Here is a 15,891-nt window from a genome sequence, read left to right on the forward strand (position 1 = left end):
TTGAAGATGTCCCGCCCCGTGCCGAATCCCGGCATTCTCGATATTGCGCCCTACACGCCCGGCAAGACTCCAGTGGCAGAGCCCGGCCGCAAGGTGTTCAAGCTTTCGGCCAACGAGACGCCGTTCGGGCCCTCGCCGAAGGCGATCGAGGCGTTCAAGAACGTGGCAGATCATCTGGAAGACTATCCGGAAGGGACCTCGCGCGTGCTGCGCGAAGCGATCGGGCGCACCTTCGGGCTCGATCCCAACCGCATCATCTGCGGCGCCGGCTCGGACGAGATCCTCAACCTGCTCGCCCACACCTATCTCAGCCACGGTGACGAGGCGATTTCGACCACGCATGGCTTCCTGGTCTACCCGATCGCGACCATGGCGGTCGGCGCGAAGAATGTCATCGCGGCCGAGAAGAACCTCACCTGCGATGTCGACGCTATCCTAAAGGCGGTGACGCCGAAGACAAAGCTGGTCTGGCTCGCCAACCCCAACAACCCGACCGGCACCTATGTGCCGTTCGACGAGGTCAAGCGCCTGCGCGCCGGCCTGCCCTCGCACGTGCTGCTGGTGCTGGACGCAGCCTATTGCGACTACGTCTCGCGCAACGATTACGAGATGGGGATCGAGCTGGTCGCGACCACCGAAAACACGGTGGTGACCCACACCTTCTCCAAGATCCATGGTCTTGCGGCACTGCGCATCGGCTGGATGTTCGGCCCCGAGCACATCATCGATGCGGTCAACCGCATCCGCGGTCCCTTCAACGTATCGACGCCGGCCATGTACGCCGCCGTTGCCGCGATCGAGGACACCGCGCACCAGGCCATGTCGAAGCAGTTCACCGAGACCTGGCGCAACTGGCTGACCGAGGAGATCGGCAAGCTCGGGCTGAAGGTGACGCCGAGCGTCGCCAATTTCGTGCTGATCCACTTCCCGACCGAGGGCAAGACCTCGGACGCAGCCGACGCCTTCCTCACCAGGCGCGGGCTGGTGCTGCGCGGCTTGAAGAACTACGGCCTGCCGCATTCGCTGCGCATGACCATTAGCACCGAGGAGGCCAACCGCCTCGTCCTCGAAGGCCTGCGCGACTTCATGGCTGGACGATGAGCGCGACCCCGCACTTCCAGCGCGTCGCGCTGATCGGCTTCGGCCTGATCGGCGGCTCGATCGCGCGCGCCGCGAAGCTCCAGGGCCTGGCTTCCGAGATCGTCACCACCGCGCGCTCGGAGAAGACGCGCGCACGCGTGATGGAGCTCGGCATCGTCGATCAGGTCGTGGCGACCAATGCAGAAGCCGTGAAGGACGCCGATCTCGTCATCCTCTGCATTCCCGTCGGCGCCTGCGGCCCGGTGGCGCAGGAGATCGCCCCGCATCTCAAGCCCGGCGCGATCATCTCCGACGTCGGCTCGGTCAAGGGCGCCATCGTCAGGGATATGGCGCCGCATCTGCCGAAAGGCATCCATTTCGTGCCGGCGCATCCCGTCGCAGGCACCGAGCATTCGGGCCCCGATTCCGGCTTCGCCGAGCTCTTCATCAACCGCTGGTGCATCCTCACCCCGCCGGAGGGCGTTGATGCGGCGGCCACCGATCGCCTGCGTGCGTTCTGGGCGGCGATGGGCGCCAAGGTCGAAATCATGACGCCGGATCATCATGATCTCGTGCTCGCGATCACCAGCCATCTGCCGCATCTGATCGCCTACACCATCGTCGGCACCGCCGACGAGCTGGCGCAGGTGACGGAATCCGAGGTCATCAAGTTCTCCGCCGGCGGCTTTCGCGACTTCACGCGCATCGCGGCATCCGATCCGACGATGTGGCGCGACGTCTTCCTCGCCAACAAGGAAGCCGTGCTGGAGATGCTCGGCACCTTCACCGAGGATCTGGCAAAGCTCACCCGCGCGATCCGCCGCGGCGACGGCGAGGCACTGTTCGACCACTTCACCCGCACCCGCGCCATCCGCCGCGGCATCGTCGAAATCGGCCAGGACTCGGCCGCGCCCGACTTCGGCCGGCCGCACGCGCAGCTCGGCAACAAGCCGTAGCACTGAAGTAGCCCGGATGGAGCGCAAGCGTAATCCGGGACCTCCGTCGCTTGAGACAGGATTCCCGGATTGCGCTTCGCTCCATCCAGGCTACGAGCCCGCGTGGCTCCGTGATTAGAACGGATAGTACCGGATCTGCGTCATGACGACGTTGTCGTCCGTCCTCGGAGCGCCGCCGACGCCCGCGAACGCGAACCGTTGCGTGTGGGAATACTGCAGGCCGGCTCTCAGCGTACCGAAACTGCCTTGGTAGATGGTGTCGTAGATCCCGGTCGTGATCTGCCGGACCTCCCTGGTGTTGCCGTTGCAGGTCGCGGCCGGCGAGTTTTCGGTGAAGCAGCCGGTGTTGTTGTAGAGCGGATTGCCGTAGCCGAACGGCACCGTTCCAACATTGGCGAAATTCGCCTTGGCCTTTTCGAGGCCTGCATAGGAGTAGACATCGAGGCTGGGCGTCGCGTGCCAGATCAGGCCGACGGCGGCCGCCGTGATCGTCAGCGGGAGGATGGTGCCGTCCTGCGCCACCGCCGCGTCGGGGAACGGCGTTGCCGTGAAACGGCCGAGCACGCCGTGCGAGCCATAGAGCTGAAGATCGAGGGTTTTCGGAATCAGCTCGGCGAAGATGTGTCCACCGAAGCTTCCGGTGTCGTAGGTGTGGTTGGCGTTGTTGAAGCGATCGAACAGCTGGCGGTAGAGCGCCCACGCCTCGACATGCAGCTTGGTGGGCCCGAGCCGTGGGTCCCACGCTGCCTTGACGGTGATGTCGGGCACCTGATTCAGACTGACATTGTTGAGGTTGTTGAAGAAGCTGCCGCCGGGACCGGTCAGGTTGACCTGAAGGTTCGGGTTCAGCACGCCCTGTGGTCCGATGGCGGGTGTGCCGACGGCCGGGACATTCCCGCCGAAGAACGCGGTCTGGGCATTCTCGACCGAGGCAGCCAGCTTGAACTCCGGTCCGATGTCCTGCCAGACGCGCAGTCCGGGCTGCCGTGCCGCAAGAAATCCCGGAACGGATTCGAAGTCGATCACGCCGGGCGCGTCGACGCCACGAGGATCGATGCCCGACTTGGTCGGCGCGTTCAGCGACCAGGATTGCCCGGCGAGGAAATGTAGACCGAGATCGCTGCGGTCGACCTCGAGGCTGAGCTGCCGCATGCGCGGATTGAACGAGTTGGTCGCAACCGAACTCGCCGTCTGAGCCGCACCTTCGAAATCGATCTCGCCATAGCCCGCGAGGTGCGTGTCGGCATCGGCATTGCCCTCGGCCAGCACCGAGAACCTGCTCTGCCGCGCGGAGAAGCGTGTTTCCGGAATGTTGAAGTTGCGGCTCTGCTGATAGGGGATGAAGTTGTAGACCGAGCCGGTATCGGAGGCGAGATTGCGTGAGCGGTAGATGCCGGTGAGATCGACCCAGCCACCGAAGGTCAACGTCACGCCCTTGTAGCAGACCTTGCCGGCCGCACATGGATCGGCGGCGAGCGCCTTGTAACTTGCCGGCAACTGAACGGCCTTCGCTTGCGCTTCAACCTGCCGCGTCTTGCGCGCCTCCGAGTCCACGCGTTGCTGGAGCTCCTTCAGCTTGGCCTTCAGCGACTGGATTTCGGTTGTGACATTGTCGTCGGCACGCGCCTGCCCGGAACAGGCAGCGAGAATACCCAGCATCAGTCCGCAATTGATGATCCGCACTTGAAGCTCCCTCCATTTGGGAAGCGGATTGGATTGCGCGCGCCGGCTCCGGCGCATGCATGCTTCCCTGGTGTGGAGTGATTTGAATGCGGCTGCGGTTATTCGCGGCGCCGTGCATCTTCTGCATCACGTTTTCCTGACGATCCTGTTCGGAATATTTTCGTTGGCTGCCGATCCGCACGCGCGACTGTTCAAGGCACAGTTCAAGGCAATGCGCATTGGGCCCGGCCGGGACAAGACCGGGCCCACTTCGCGACGGGCAAGGGGTGGGACGGCGGCTATTTGCCCTTGGTCGCGCGCATCACCGTGGGGCGCGGTGATTTCGGCGTGGGGACGAATGCCATCGTCTCCCGCGTCGCGGCATTCGAGATGTTGCGATCACCGTTCGGATACATCGAGGCGTATGCGGCCGGCTCCTGCGACTGCCATTGCCACTGCGCGAAGGCGGGCGTCGCGATCGCGGCCGAGATGGCGACGATGGCAACGAACAGTTTGGACTTGGTCATGGTATCTCTCCTGCCTGGGCGACCGCATCATCTTGCGGCCGACATGGAGAGAGAGCGGAGTTTGCGGCTCCGCATTCCCGGCGGGTCATCACGATCCGGCGAAGCGGCCGTGAGTTCAGCTCGTAACGCGGATGGAGGGAGTTACGACAGCTGAGGGCGGCGAATGGAGAGAGGCGACTCTGAATTCATCCTACTGCTTCGCGCTGCGAACAAACTTTCCCGGCTTGAACAGATCGAGGTCGATGGCCTGTCCCATCGCCAGATATCCGGTGCGGTTGGGATGAAGCTTGTCGCCGGCGCCGCCTGTCGTGCTTTCGGGAACGAACTCCGGCTTGAGGCCACCCGAGGCCGTGTCGAGCGTCGCGCGATCAAAATCTATCACAGCGTCGAATGTCCCCGAGCTACGGATGAATGCGTTGAGCGCCTTACGCTTGTCATCCTGCTCGGGAAAACCATGGGCCGCGCTGGTGCTGCCCAGTGCCGAAACAACGGTGGCGCCGATGATCCGGGCTTGCGGCCATTTCGCACGTAGTTTCGCGACGCCGTCCTTCATCGCGGCGATGACCTCGTCGGCGGCAAAATTGCCGTTCTTGCTGAAATCGTTGATGCCTTCCAGCCAGATCAGGCTCGATATGCCGGACAGCGACAGCACGTCGCGATCGAGCCGCTGACCCGAAGCGGGGCCGCCCGCGTACGGTTTGTCGGGACCGTATTCGGCCGGGCCTGCGATTTGGTTGCCACCGATGCCGCCATTCACGACGGCGACCTTGTTGCCGTAGACTGCCTTCAGGCGACGCGACAGCACGTTGGGCCAGCGATCGTCGCCATTCATGGTTGAGGCGGTCCCGTCGGTAATCGAATCCCCAAACGCCATGATGGCGAAGGCGTCCGCAGGCGCAGTCATCTCGATCGCATCGAGGAAGAACCACGACGCGGTCGCATAGGGGAAGGAAGCCTCGTCTTCGAGGGCGCCCTTCGCGCCGCCGCCGGGCGCACTGACATAGGAGGTCGTCAGCGCTTTGGCGTGCCAGGTCATCGGACCGCTCTGGCCGGCGACATGAAAACTGACCGCAAGCCGGCGGCCGGCGAGGTCATCGGGCCGCTTTGCAAACGGCAGCGCGATCGCATCGCTCCAGACCGAATTCCCCGGCGACACCGTAACGGAAGGCGTGCCGGCGAACGTAATGGGAGTGTTGGAGCCGCGGATCAACGCGGCACTACCCGACTGCAGGCCGACGTAAACGCCGTCAAACGTGACGGGTTTGGTGCCGAAGGCGTTGCTGAGCCGGATGCGGGCCTGACGGCCCCAGATATCCGGCCGCACGATCAGGCGAAAAGTCTGGTCCCGCGCACCGGCCGCAGGCTCGGGAAACGCGAATTTCTGTTCGGGCTGGGCAGACGGATTGCCGACGGGATATGGGCCCTGAACCGCGCCCGTCCAGGACACCACCCAATGTTCGCTATCCCTGGCGGTTGCGGCCTGAAGCGAAGCGACGAGCAGCGATGCTGCCACGAGACAATTCAACGCGCGCATTGTTTCCCCCGAACCCCAGATAATCTGGGCGCGACTTTAGAGCCGGCAGTTGGTCTTCAATAGGGCGGCAGAACGCTACCTGTCGAGCCGCAACTGATACACTCCTCGCCCGACGCCGGAGAGGACCTCGCGGGTTGCAACACCGGCGCTAACAAGACGCTCCTCGGACCATCTGTTCACAGCTTCAAACGCGTCAGGCGGACCAAGCTGTCCGCCCGGTGACTTATGAATTCACGACCTAATACAGCGGCGGGATCTGGCCGACCTTGACCGGGCCGAGCAGCACGGCGCCGTCGACGAACTTCAGCGGGAAGCTGCGGGCCTTCCTACCTTCCAGCGTGCTCTCGGTGCCGATCGAATTGATGCCGGCGGCCACGCCGGCATTGGCGTTCTGCTTGATGACCTTGCCGAGGCCGGGAACGGCGCGGTCGAGCGCACCGAACAGATTGTTCAGGTCCTGCGACTTCACGCCGGGCGCGACGCGATCGAGGGTTGCCTGCGGCACCCCCTCCTCCAGCATCTTCTCGATGCCGAGCGCGGGGATCACGCGCTCGAGACCCGTCACCGTCATCTGCAATTCGCCGTCGAGACGGCCGTTGGCCGAGAGCCCGAGCGTGCCGGCCGCAACCGCGATCATCTCGCCCTGCTGGATCCGGGACTGCACGATCTCGATATGGCCGCCGGCGGCCTGGATCTCGCGGAAGCGCTGCGGCCACGGCTTTGGCGTGAGGTCGGACAGTCCGGTGATCTTCGCCCGCGTGTCGGCCTCGAACGGCTCGGCGAGCAGCGGATGAACGCCCTGGATACTGCCCTGCGCGATCTGGAGCACGGTCTCGATCACGGGATGATCGGACGGCGATCCATCCGCGAGGCGTCCATGCAGCTCGACCTGTTTCGCACGCGCGAGCGGCACCTGCACGCTGCCGTCGACACGATTGACGGTCGGCTCCTCGAACACGATGGAGGCGCGCTCCGGCACGGCGGGCAGGCCGACCACGCTGCTGCGACCCTTGCTCCAGTTCACCACGAAGGTGCTCTGCGTGACGCCGTCAGTGAGCGTCGCGGGTGCGGTGAATTCGGCGATGACGCGCTTGGGATCGTAGACCTGGGCGACGACCAGGATGTTGTCGAGCTTCGCCGTGAACGGCGTCTTGCTGGCGTTCTGCGACACCAGGGCGACGCTGGCGCCCGAACACTGGACCTCGAAGCGGAAGGGGAAGCCCGCGATCGAGCGCTTGGCGCAATCATAGACGCGGCCGGATTTGGCCTCCTGCGCGCGCCAGGCATCGGCGGCGATTTCGGCCTGCGACGCCGCATAGAACCAGAAGCCGCTCCACGCCACCGCGAGGATCAGGAGGATGACAGGGGCGATGAAAAGGCCCCAGCGGGAGCGCCGGCGTGCGGCAACGGTCATATCGGACATGCGGCGATCCTTTGACCCCTGATTTTGTCAAATGTAAGCGAGGTTGGCTTGCTCCGAAAGGCGGAGAATTCGCTTCGCTTGGGGGCGCGGTTCTGGTAGCCGTGCCCGAAATGTCGGAAATCACCCTCCCCTCCGTCACCACTGCCAAAGGCGACCTCTGGGTGTTCGGCTACGGCTCGCTGATGTGGCGGCCGGGCTTCGAATTCGAGGAGCGCGTCCCCGCGCGGCTGGTCGGCGAGCACCGCGCGCTCTGCGTCTATTCCTTCGTCCACCGTGGCACGCCGGAGAAGCCGGGTCTGGTGCTCGGCCTCGACCGCGGCGGCGCCTGCCGCGGCATCGCCTTCCGCGTCGCCGAAAAGAACCGCGCCGACGTCGTCGCCTATTTGCGCGCGCGCGAGCAGGTGACGTCGGTCTATCGCGAAGTCATGCGCTCGGTGTGGCTGGAGAACGATGCGCGGCAGCGCGTCTCCGCGCTCGCCTATGTCGTCGATCGCGGCCATGTGCAATATGCCGGCCGGCTGTCGCTCACCGACCAGCATCGCCACGTGCTCCAGGGCCACGGCCAGTCCGGCGCCAACCGCGACTACGTGACCGCGACGGTGAAGGCGATCGAGGCCGAAGGCTTTCGCGACGCGCAGCTGCATCAGCTTGCCATGATGCTACATGGGGATGCGCATTCTCCGCACGCCCCGACTCCGGTGGACAATCGGGAAAACCGCTAGTTCTCCAACGGCGCATAGCTCGGCGCCGAGCCGATCAGCTGCTCCTGCTCCTTGCGACCCGTTTCGACGAGGCGGCCGGTCGCGTCTTCGATCGCCGTTTGCACGCGGGAGAGAAACTCGTCCTTGGGCAAGCCCGGCGGCAGCGGATCGAGGAACTCCACCACCAGCGTGCCGGGATAGCGCATGAAGGTGCGGCGCGGCCAGAACAGGCCGGAATTGAGCGCGATCGGCAGGCACGGCGCGCCGCAGGACGAATAGATCTGCGCGAAGCCGCTTTTGTAGTCCGGTGGCGCGCCCGGGGCGCGGCGCGTGCCTTCGGGAAAGATCACGAGCTGCCCGCCGCTGCGCACCGCCTCCCGCGCCCGCCGCGTCATGTCCAAAAGCGCTTTGACGCCGGCATTGCGGTCGATCGCGATCATCCCGGTCTTGACCAGGAACTGACCGAACACCGGGATCTGCATGAGTTGACGCTTGAGGATGAAAATCGGACGGTCGAAGAAGCCCGGCAAGACGAACGTCTCCCAGAATGACTGGTGCTTCGCCACGACGACCAATGGTCCCGTCGGAATCTTGTCGAGGCCGCGGAATTCCACCTTGATGTTGCAGACCGCCCGCATCAGGAACAGCGTCGCCTTCGCCCACCATTGCGCGACCGTGAGCATGGCGCGCGGCGGCAACGCGAAGGTCGGCAGCGCCACGATCGCGAGGCACACCAGCACGGTGTAGAACAGCACGTTGAAGACGAGCGATCGCAGGAAAATCAAGAACATCGAGGATCCGATCAATGCCGATCAGTTGCCGATCAATTGGCCTGTGCGGTGGCGGGCCGCTTCGGCTGCAGCCCGGAAGGCTGCTCCGACATCTCGGGCGAAAGGTCAATCCCGAAATCCTCCAGCCGCACCCTGAGCTCGGCCGCGATGTACTTGACATATTCCGACAGCAGCAGCCGCAAGGTGGACGACGAGGTCCACCACGGCTCCTCGCGCCATTTGTCGCCGACCACCACGAACGGGATCAGTGTCGTCTCCGGCATCGCATGCGAGAATTCCACCAGCGCGCGCGGCATGTGATAGTTCGAGGTGACCACGATCAGCGATTTGAAGCCGCGTCCCGCGGCCCAGCGCCGCGCCTCCGCGGCATTGCCGCGGGTCGAGACCGCGGTGCGGTCGAGATCGACGCAGCAACGCATGAAGGACTGGTTCTCCGGCAACGTCCGGGAGATGTCGCTCGCCGTCGAGGTCGGGTGCACGCCGGAGATCAGGAGCCTCCTGCCGTAGCCGGCAGCGAGCAGCTCCATCGCATCCGACACCCGCGAGGAGCCGCCGGTCAGCACCACGATGCCGTCCGCCTTGCGGTCCGGCGCGATCTCGGCGCCGCGCAATTGCGACAGAAACGCGATGAAGCCCACCGCCACGCCGACGAAGGCGAGCGCAATCGCCGACATCACGGTCGCGCGCAGCCAGCCGCGCGGCAGTTTCGGCGATCGATCGTCGGTCGGCGCGGTCATGTGATGTCGGTGATCCCTTCCCAGAGATGATTTTAGGACGTTTTGAGGCGAAGTGGAGTCCGGTTTGTCGGCCTCAATCGACATCATTCAGCGTCGCGAACAGCGTCTGGCGCGAGGCGACCGCGGTGATGGCGCCGATCAGCACGGCCTGCACCGCGAGCACGATGTAGCCGGACGGCCGCAGCGAGAAGGTGCCGAGCAGCGCGGCGAACTGGTCGCCGACGGGGGTGCCGGAAAACCAGCCTGCAATCGACTCGGAGAAGCCGAACACCAGCATGGCGGCGCCGCCGCCGATCACGCCGCCCTCCAACCCCAGCCTGAGGAAATGACGCAGGAAGCGGTTGGCGATATAGCGGTCGCCGGCGCCGACGAAATGCAGCACCTCGACGATCGGACGGTTCGCCGCCATGGCGCCCCGGGTCGCGAACGACACCGAGATGATGGTGGCGACGATGACAAGCGCGAGAATACCGAGCCCGGCGAGCACGGTGGCGTTGGTCATCGAGCGCATGCGCTCGATCCAGGCGCGGTGATCGTCGACGCTGGCGCTTGGCGCCACCTGGGTCACGCGGGCGCGCAGAGCGCCGAGATCAAGCGCCGTGCCGGGCTGCACGCGCGCGATGATCATGCGCGGCACCGGCAGATCGTCCATCGACAGCCCGGTGCCGAGCCAGGGCTCGAGCAGCTTGCCGCTCTCGTCCTTCGTGAACGGCTTGACCTCGACGATGCCGGCTTGCGCGCGCATGGCCTCGGTCACTGCCGCGGTGTCGCGTTCGAGATCGCGGCCCGTCTGCGGGCGGACCTGGATGGTGATCTCGCTCGCGACATCCGACTGCCATTCGGCGGCGGAGGCGCTCACCAGCAGCACCGTGCCGGTCGTCATCGACGCCAGGAAGGTCATGATGGCGACGACGGCGACGAGCGCGCGGCCGTGGATCGAGGCGCGCGGCACGATCGGCGACATGTTGCGCGCCCGGGCCGGAAGCGGCGGCCCCTCCTGCCCGAGATCGACCAGCACGCCGCGCTCGTCGGGCCTACTCATAGACGTGCAGCCGTCCCTGGTGCAGCACGAAGCGTCGCGCCTCGTACTGGTCCATCAGGGCGATATCGTGGGTGGCGATGATGACGGCGGTGCCTGACTTGTTGAGCTCGATGAACAGCCGCAGCAGGCGGCGGCCAAGCGTCGGATCGACGCTGCCGGTCGGCTCGTCGGCCAGTAGCAGCTGCGGCCGCGAGATCACGGCGCGCGCGATTGCCGCGCGCTGCTTCTCGCCGCCGGACAGGATCGGCGGCAGCGCGTCCATGCGTTCGCCGAGCCCGACCCATTTCAGCAGATCGATGACCTCCTTGCGGTAGCTCGATTCGCTGCGGCCCATGACGCGGAACGGCAGCGCGACGTTCTCATAGGTGGTCATGTGGTCAAGCAGGCGGAAATCCTGGAGCACGATGCCGATGCGCTTGCGCAAGTCTGCGATCTCGTCCTTGCCCAGTTGCGAGATGTCGTGACCGAACAAATTGACGAGGCCGCGCGTCGGGCGATGCGACAGGAACAACAGGCGCAGCAATGAGGTCTTACCGGCGCCGGACGGGCCGGTGAGAAATTGGAAGGAATGCGCCGGAATCTGGAAGTTGAGGTCGCGCAGGACCTCGGGCCCCAGGCCGTAACGCAATCCGACATTTTCGAACCGAACCAAGCTCAGCTCCGTTCGAGAGAGGCCGCGGGCCGCACGGCTGTGCTCCGCTACACGCGATCAGCGGGTTTTGCGGCCGTTATGGTTTCCGGTTCGTTAACGGTCGTCCTGTAGCATAATTGGTAGCATCTTTCCCGCTCGGTTCTCCGCGACCGTGTCACCGTCACGACTTGGCCATGCATCAAGGCTCGTCCATGCATATCGTCTGCCCTCATTGTACGACATCCTACGCCATCAAGCCCGCGAGCCTTGGGGCGAACGGCCGGGCCGTGCGCTGTTCCCGTTGCAAGGAAACCTGGGTCGCCCATGCCGAGGATGCCATCGAGGAGGCATCTGTACCGGCCATGGCCGCGGCCAGCCGGGGCGACGACCAGTCCGATCTCGCCGAGCAGTGGAACTCCTATGCCCAGGACGACGGCGCCGCTGAGGCGCCTGTCGTTGACAGCCCCTCGATCGCCAGCGACTGGCCGGACCAGGAAACCAGCGACGCCGAGGACGAATGGTCCGCGGCCGCCCGGTCCGTCGAGGAGGAAGTCGTCGGCGAGCAGCACCAGTCCTGGTTCCGTGGCCTGTTCGGCAGTCGCCGCGGCGCGGGAGTGCGCCGCCCGGTGGCCACGGCGGCCCCGCGAAAATCCCATTTCGGCCTGCCGACCGCCTGCGCCGCCATGGGCGCGCTGGTGCTGGCGTTGGTGATCTGGCGCGGCGATATGGTGCGGCTGCTGCCGCAGACGTCCGCCTTCTACAGGATGGTCGGCCTTGAAGTTAATCTGCGCGCACTGGCCTTCAAGGACGTCAAGCTCTCCAGCGAGACCGTGGACGGTAAGCAGGTGCTGGTGATCGAGGGCGTGATCGTGGGCCAGGGCAAGAAGCCGCTCGACATTCCCCGGTTGCGCTTCGCGGTGCGCGACGCGCAGGGCGCGGAAATCTATGCCTGGAACGCGGTTCTGGAACAGACCGTGCTACAGCCCGGCGAGCGCGCCTTTTTCCGCTCGCGCCTGGCCTCGCCGCCGCCGGAGGGCCGAAATATCGACGTTCGCTTCTTCAACCGGCGCGACATCGCCGGCGGCAGCGTATAATCGATTTCGCAAGTCTCGCAGGCAAAGTTGGTCGCGAGATTGATCCCAAGGTTGGTCTGATGTCCAAGATCCTGATCGCCGACGACGAGGATTCGATGCGCCAGCTGGTGGCGCGCGCCATCGCCATGGACGGCCACGAGACCGTCACCGCGCAAGACGGCGCCGAGGCGCTGGAGATTCTGACTCGCGCGAACGGCGCATTCGACCTGCTGCTCACCGACATCCAGATGCCGGTGATGGACGGCATCGCGCTGGCGCTTTCAGTCGCACGCGATTTCCCCGAACTGACCATTCTGCTGATGACCGGCTTTGCCGACCAGCGCGAGCGCGCCTCGAACCTCAATGCGCTGGTGCATGACGTCGTGACCAAGCCGTTCTCGGTCGCCGACATCCGCACGGCAGTGGCGGATGCGCTGGCGGCGAAGAAGGGGTAGCTGCGTCGGGGCGCCACGTATTCCGCTGTCATGCCCCGGCTTGACCGGGGCATCCAGTACGCCGCGACCTCTCGATTGAATCACAACCGTCTCGGAGAACTGGATCGCCCGGTCAAGCCGGGCGATGACAGAGAACTCAAAAATCCTTCAGCAGCCGCTCGATGTAGTCGAGCTCGATCTGCGGGCGCGAGCTGTCCCCCAAGCGGCGGCGGAGCTCCTCGAGGATGCGGCGGACGCGCTGGGCGTCGATCTCGCCAGGGATCTTGACCGTGTAGTCGTCGCTCAGATCGCGGCCGTGAAGGGGGCGACCGAGCGGATCGGTCTGATTGCCGCCGCTCTGCTGACGGCCGGGCCGGTTGCCGGGACCATCGCCCTGCCCGTCGCCATCGCCCTGCTGCATCGCCTCGGCCATCTTCTGCGCGCCCTTGCGCAAGGCCTCGAGCGCTTTACCTTGCGCGTCCACGGCACCGTCCGAATTGCCTTCGCCGAGCTGCGAGCCGGCATCGCCCATGGCCCCGTCGGCGGCGTCAAGACTGCCGTCGTCATCGCCCTGGTCACCGTCCTGATCGCCGTCCTGGCCCGGTTGTCCCTGCTCGCCCTGCTGACCCTTTTGCCCTTTCTGGCCCTGGCTCTTCTGGCCCTTTTGCCCCTTCTGCGCGAGGCCGCGCTTGGCAAGCTCGTCCTGCAGCTTCTTCAGCCGGTCGCGCAGCGACTGCTGATCCTGCTGGAGGTCCGACATCGACTGGTCGCCCTGCTGCTTGCCGCGCGAGCGCTCACGCCGGGAATCCTGCCCCTGCTTGAAAGTCTTGTCGCGCAATTGCTGCTGCTTGCGGATCATGTCGCTGAGCTCGTTGAGCGCCTGCTCCATGTCGCTGTCGCCGGATTGCCCGGGCTGCGCCATCTGGAGATTTTCCATGATCTGCGCGAGCTGCTCGAGCATGCGCTGGGCCGCTTCTTTGTTGCCTTCGCGCGCGGCCTTCTCGATTTGCTTCAGCAATTCGTCCAGGTCGCGCTGCGTGATGACGGAACGATCGCGATTGGAGGATTGGCTCTTTTCCGTCGCGCGCTTGTAGTCCTCGAGCTTCTGAATCGCATCGGATTGATTGTTCAGGCTCTTGCCGGATTCCTTCTGCCTGAGACTGTCGCCGGAATCCTGCATCGCCTTTTCAGCGCCATCGAGCAGAGCATCAACATCCTGATCCTGCTGGGCAGCCACGGGCGAGACGCCTCCCAACAGGAAGGCGAGACAAGCGATCGAGATCGCCTTCAAGACTGGCACGCGTGCTAACTTCCGCATTTACGGTCTCGCGTCGACTGGTTGGCCCCGTCGTTGCCCGCCTTCGCCCGGTTGTTCGCCGACTTGCGATAGGCCTGAAGCTGCTCGCGTAGCGCGTCCTGCTGCTTCGCCAGCTCTTGGAGCTGCTCGGGCGTGGCGTTCTGGGTCTTTTGTTTCAGCTCGATGGACTTGTCGAGGATGAGCTGAACCTCTGCCGGGAAAGGCTGCCGGGGTCCAAGCGGATTCTGCTCGGCGCGCCGGGCGAGATCGCGCACCTTGCCGGCCATCGCCTCGCGAAGCTTTTGCGTCAGCGCCTTGATCTCGTCCTCGCTGGCGCCGCGTTCCAGCGCCCGCTTGAGCGCGTCCTGGGCCGAACGCAGCGCGGCGTTGACGCTGCCGGCGACACCGTCGTCCTCGATGGTGACCGCGAACGCCCACATGCTTTTCACCACATCGCGCATCGCGTCGTCGGTGCGGGCGGCTTCCAGCTGCAGCGCCAGGCTGCGCAGGCCGAGATAGCAGCCCGCATCCGGCGTGAACAATTCGGGTGCGATCATCAGCGCGTCGAGCGCGGCGTAGACATCCGAGTTCTTGTTGGCGTCGAGCGCGAGGATGCGGCGCTGCTCGACCAGCGCGCGCGCGAGCGAGTTGGTGAACAGTCGCTCGGGCAGGCGCATGTTGAAGGGCTCGCTCCTGGCCTCGTTGCCCGCCTCGTCCTTGGCGGTGAGGGTCAGCGTGACGTCGGCGCCGGCATAGGGATCCTCGCTGAGGTCCTTCACCGTCTGGCCGACGCCGTTTCGGGTGCGCGCATTCGGCAGCACGAGCGGGAATTGCGGAGGCTGGAATAGCGGCCGCGCGGCGGCCTCCTTGACGCCATCCTTGGCATCGACGGTACGCAGGCCGATTTGCGCGTCGGCTCCAGTGACGCCGTAATCGTCCTCGACCTTGTAAGTGAGCTGGAGTCCGCCACGGGCCTGGCGCTCGGGATCCTTGGCCAGCGCGATCGTCGGCGCGCGGTCCGGCGTTGCCGCAAACACCCATTGCGGCTGGCCGGAGGGAGCGCGGACATGCGCAGTGCCGTCGCCGCTGATGGCAAAATGCTTCTCATTGGTACCCTTGGGCGCGGCTTCTGTGGGCGCGACTTCCTTGAGGCCGCCGGAGACGACAACATCAAGGCTGCCGCCGGAGGAGCGAACGATCAGGGTCGAGCCTGCGGGAACGGCAAGCGGCCCGCTGGCCGGCAGCGCCGCGGCCTCCTTGTTCGCCGCCGACAGGATGATTGGCGGCTTGCCGGTGTAGAGCGGTGGCGTGACCCAGGCATCAACGCGAACATTCGTCGGCGCCAGTACGCCGTTCCAGTGGAAGGCGGCCCCGAGCCGCATCGCACGCTCGTCGCCGGCGGCGAAGAAGGTCGCAACCAGCATCACCATGACCAGCGCGCGCAGCGCCCAGGGGTCATGCAGAGCGAGCCGGGGCTGCGGCAGACCGGCGCGGATGCGCTTGATCGAAGCCAGCGTGCGCTCGCGCTGCGCCCGCCACAAGGCCTGCGCAACCGGGTCCTGTGAGCTCAGCGTGTCCGTCAGCGTGGTGGCCGGCCGATGACGGATGCCAGAGCCGCGGTCGAGCCGGGCCAGAGCCTCCTCGCGGCTCGGCCAGCGGAAGCGACTCAATGGGAACAGGACGGCAATCGCAACGCCGGCGAAAACGACAAGACCGATGGCGCGGGCAATGGACGGCAGCGCCAGCCAGAGGCCGGCCCAGGACACCACCAGGAACAGACCGACGACGGTAAGAAGCCGCGCCAAATTTGGCCAGGCACGCTCCCACGCGATGGCATAAGTGGCCCGTTGCAGGGCTTGCGCCAGCTTCAGCCGCGACAGAGCGTCGCCATCGCGGATCGGGTCTGACGGGTCGGGGGTGACGCCGTTCAATCAACTCTCCAGGTTGCCCGGTAGAGAAGCGTACCACAACGGCAGCACTGAGGCATCCGTTCCTGTACGGGA

At 65.5% G+C, this 15,891-nt stretch carries 15 protein-coding genes; 5 read left to right on the forward strand and 10 right to left on the reverse strand.

Annotated elements, in window-relative coordinates:
* The first annotated feature begins 6 nt into the window (after positions 1-6).
* Together IVB40_RS31540 and IVB40_RS31545 are read left to right on the forward strand one after the other, a co-directional pair.
* Positions 7-1,101 carry a histidinol-phosphate transaminase gene (locus tag IVB40_RS31540; protein ID WP_247817306.1) on the forward strand — a complete coding sequence of 365 codons (1,095 nt, stop codon included), beginning with the start codon at positions 7-9 and terminating at the stop codon, positions 1,099-1,101.
* Positions 1,098-2,036, forward strand: a complete 939-nt coding sequence (locus IVB40_RS31545) for a prephenate/arogenate dehydrogenase family protein (protein ID WP_027565601.1) — start codon at positions 1,098-1,100, stop codon at positions 2,034-2,036. Before IVB40_RS31540 ends, IVB40_RS31545 begins: the two co-directional genes overlap by 4 nt.
* Before the next feature lie 114 nt (positions 2,037-2,150).
* Here IVB40_RS31545 and IVB40_RS31550 read toward each other — a convergent pair whose 3' ends face one another.
* The 4 genes from IVB40_RS31550 to IVB40_RS31565 form a co-directional block, all read right to left on the reverse strand.
* On the reverse strand, positions 2,151-3,719 hold the full coding sequence (locus tag IVB40_RS31550; protein ID WP_247817307.1) for a hypothetical protein: 1,569 nt from the start codon (positions 3,717-3,719) through the stop codon (positions 2,151-2,153).
* A 278-nt stretch (positions 3,720-3,997) separates the two neighbouring features.
* Entirely contained in the window at positions 3,998-4,225 is a 228-nt protein-coding gene (locus IVB40_RS31555; protein WP_247817308.1) for a hypothetical protein, read from the reverse strand.
* 190 nt (positions 4,226-4,415) lie between these two features.
* On the reverse strand, positions 4,416-5,738 hold the full coding sequence (locus tag IVB40_RS31560; protein ID WP_247817309.1) for a GDSL-type esterase/lipase family protein: 1,323 nt from the start codon (positions 5,736-5,738) through the stop codon (positions 4,416-4,418).
* 259 nt (positions 5,739-5,997) lie between these two features.
* Positions 5,998-7,182: a DUF2125 domain-containing protein gene (locus tag IVB40_RS31565; RefSeq protein ID WP_027565605.1), complete on the reverse strand. Its 1,185-nt coding sequence runs from the start codon at positions 7,180-7,182 to the stop codon at positions 5,998-6,000.
* Between the two features lie 110 nt (positions 7,183-7,292).
* On the opposite strand from IVB40_RS31565, the gene IVB40_RS31570 reads away from it, so the two are divergent.
* A complete protein-coding gene (locus IVB40_RS31570) occupies positions 7,293-7,904 on the forward strand; it encodes a gamma-glutamylcyclotransferase (RefSeq protein ID WP_247817310.1) in 612 nt (203 codons plus the stop codon).
* Here the strand turns inward: IVB40_RS31570 and IVB40_RS31575 are convergent.
* The 4 genes from IVB40_RS31575 to ftsE all read right to left on the reverse strand — a co-directional run bounded on the left by IVB40_RS31575 (position 7,901) and on the right by ftsE (position 11,105).
* Positions 7,901-8,674: a lysophospholipid acyltransferase family protein gene (locus IVB40_RS31575; RefSeq protein ID WP_247817311.1), complete on the reverse strand. Its 774-nt coding sequence runs from the start codon at positions 8,672-8,674 to the stop codon at positions 7,901-7,903. The genes IVB40_RS31570 and IVB40_RS31575 overlap by 4 nt on opposite strands.
* Positions 8,675-8,706: 32 nt before the next feature.
* The gene (locus tag IVB40_RS31580) at positions 8,707-9,411 is read right to left on the reverse strand and encodes a YdcF family protein (RefSeq protein ID WP_247817312.1); all 705 of its coding nucleotides are present in this window, start codon (positions 9,409-9,411) and stop codon (positions 8,707-8,709) included.
* 73 nt (positions 9,412-9,484) lie between these two features.
* Positions 9,485-10,453: an ABC transporter permease gene (locus tag IVB40_RS31585; RefSeq protein ID WP_027514144.1), complete on the reverse strand. Its 969-nt coding sequence runs from the start codon at positions 10,451-10,453 to the stop codon at positions 9,485-9,487.
* The gene (ftsE, locus tag IVB40_RS31590) at positions 10,446-11,105 is read right to left on the reverse strand and encodes a cell division ATP-binding protein FtsE (RefSeq protein WP_008135325.1); all 660 of its coding nucleotides are present in this window, start codon (positions 11,103-11,105) and stop codon (positions 10,446-10,448) included. The genes IVB40_RS31585 and ftsE overlap by 8 nt, the downstream gene beginning before the upstream one ends.
* A 191-nt stretch (positions 11,106-11,296) precedes the next feature.
* On the opposite strand from ftsE, the gene IVB40_RS31595 reads away from it, so the two are divergent.
* Together IVB40_RS31595 and IVB40_RS31600 are read left to right on the forward strand one after the other, a co-directional pair.
* Positions 11,297-12,178, forward strand: coding sequence for an MJ0042-type zinc finger domain-containing protein (locus tag IVB40_RS31595; protein WP_247817313.1), 882 nt, complete (start codon positions 11,297-11,299; stop codon positions 12,176-12,178).
* A gap of 59 nt (positions 12,179-12,237) precedes the next feature.
* On the forward strand, positions 12,238-12,612 hold the full coding sequence (locus tag IVB40_RS31600) for a response regulator (RefSeq protein WP_247427628.1): 375 nt from the start codon (positions 12,238-12,240) through the stop codon (positions 12,610-12,612).
* Positions 12,613-12,748: 136 nt separating this feature from the next.
* On the opposite strand, the gene IVB40_RS31605 is transcribed toward IVB40_RS31600, so the two are convergent.
* Together IVB40_RS31605 and IVB40_RS31610 are read right to left on the reverse strand one after the other, a co-directional pair.
* Entirely contained in the window at positions 12,749-13,909 is a 1,161-nt protein-coding gene (locus IVB40_RS31605; RefSeq protein ID WP_247285827.1) for a DUF4175 family protein, read from the reverse strand.
* On the reverse strand, positions 13,897-15,819 hold the full coding sequence (locus tag IVB40_RS31610) for a TIGR02302 family protein (RefSeq protein WP_247817314.1): 1,923 nt from the start codon (positions 15,817-15,819) through the stop codon (positions 13,897-13,899). Before IVB40_RS31610 ends, IVB40_RS31605 begins: the two co-directional genes overlap by 13 nt.
* Between the last annotated feature and the right edge of the window lie 72 nt (positions 15,820-15,891).

Source organism: Bradyrhizobium sp. 40, from assembly GCF_023100925.1.
In the GTDB taxonomy this organism is placed as follows: domain Bacteria; phylum Pseudomonadota; class Alphaproteobacteria; order Rhizobiales; family Xanthobacteraceae; genus Bradyrhizobium.

Bases quoted from the DNA above. Each gene is read 5' to 3' on its own strand.
- IVB40_RS31585 (WP_027514144.1), bottom strand. From the start codon at position 10,453: ATGAGTAGGCCCGACGAGCGCGGCGTGCTGGTCGATCTCGGGCAGGAG.
- IVB40_RS31565 (WP_027565605.1), bottom strand. From the start codon at position 7,182: ATGTCCGATATGACCGTTGCCGCACGCCGGCGCTCCCGCTGGGGCCTT.
- IVB40_RS31600 (WP_247427628.1), top strand. From the start codon at position 12,238: ATGTCCAAGATCCTGATCGCCGACGACGAGGATTCGATGCGCCAGCTG.
- IVB40_RS31580 (WP_247817312.1), bottom strand. From the start codon at position 9,411: ATGACCGCGCCGACCGACGATCGATCGCCGAAACTGCCGCGCGGCTGG.
- IVB40_RS31575 (WP_247817311.1), bottom strand. From the start codon at position 8,674: ATGTTCTTGATTTTCCTGCGATCGCTCGTCTTCAACGTGCTGTTCTAC.
- IVB40_RS31605 (WP_247285827.1), bottom strand. From the start codon at position 13,909: ATGCGGAAGTTAGCACGCGTGCCAGTCTTGAAGGCGATCTCGATCGCT.
- IVB40_RS31545 (WP_027565601.1), top strand. From the start codon at position 1,098: ATGAGCGCGACCCCGCACTTCCAGCGCGTCGCGCTGATCGGCTTCGGC.
- IVB40_RS31570 (WP_247817310.1), top strand. From the start codon at position 7,293: ATGTCGGAAATCACCCTCCCCTCCGTCACCACTGCCAAAGGCGACCTC.
- IVB40_RS31555 (WP_247817308.1), bottom strand. From the start codon at position 4,225: ATGACCAAGTCCAAACTGTTCGTTGCCATCGTCGCCATCTCGGCCGCG.
- IVB40_RS31540 (WP_247817306.1), top strand. From the start codon at position 7: ATGTCCCGCCCCGTGCCGAATCCCGGCATTCTCGATATTGCGCCCTAC.
- IVB40_RS31595 (WP_247817313.1), top strand. From the start codon at position 11,297: ATGCATATCGTCTGCCCTCATTGTACGACATCCTACGCCATCAAGCCC.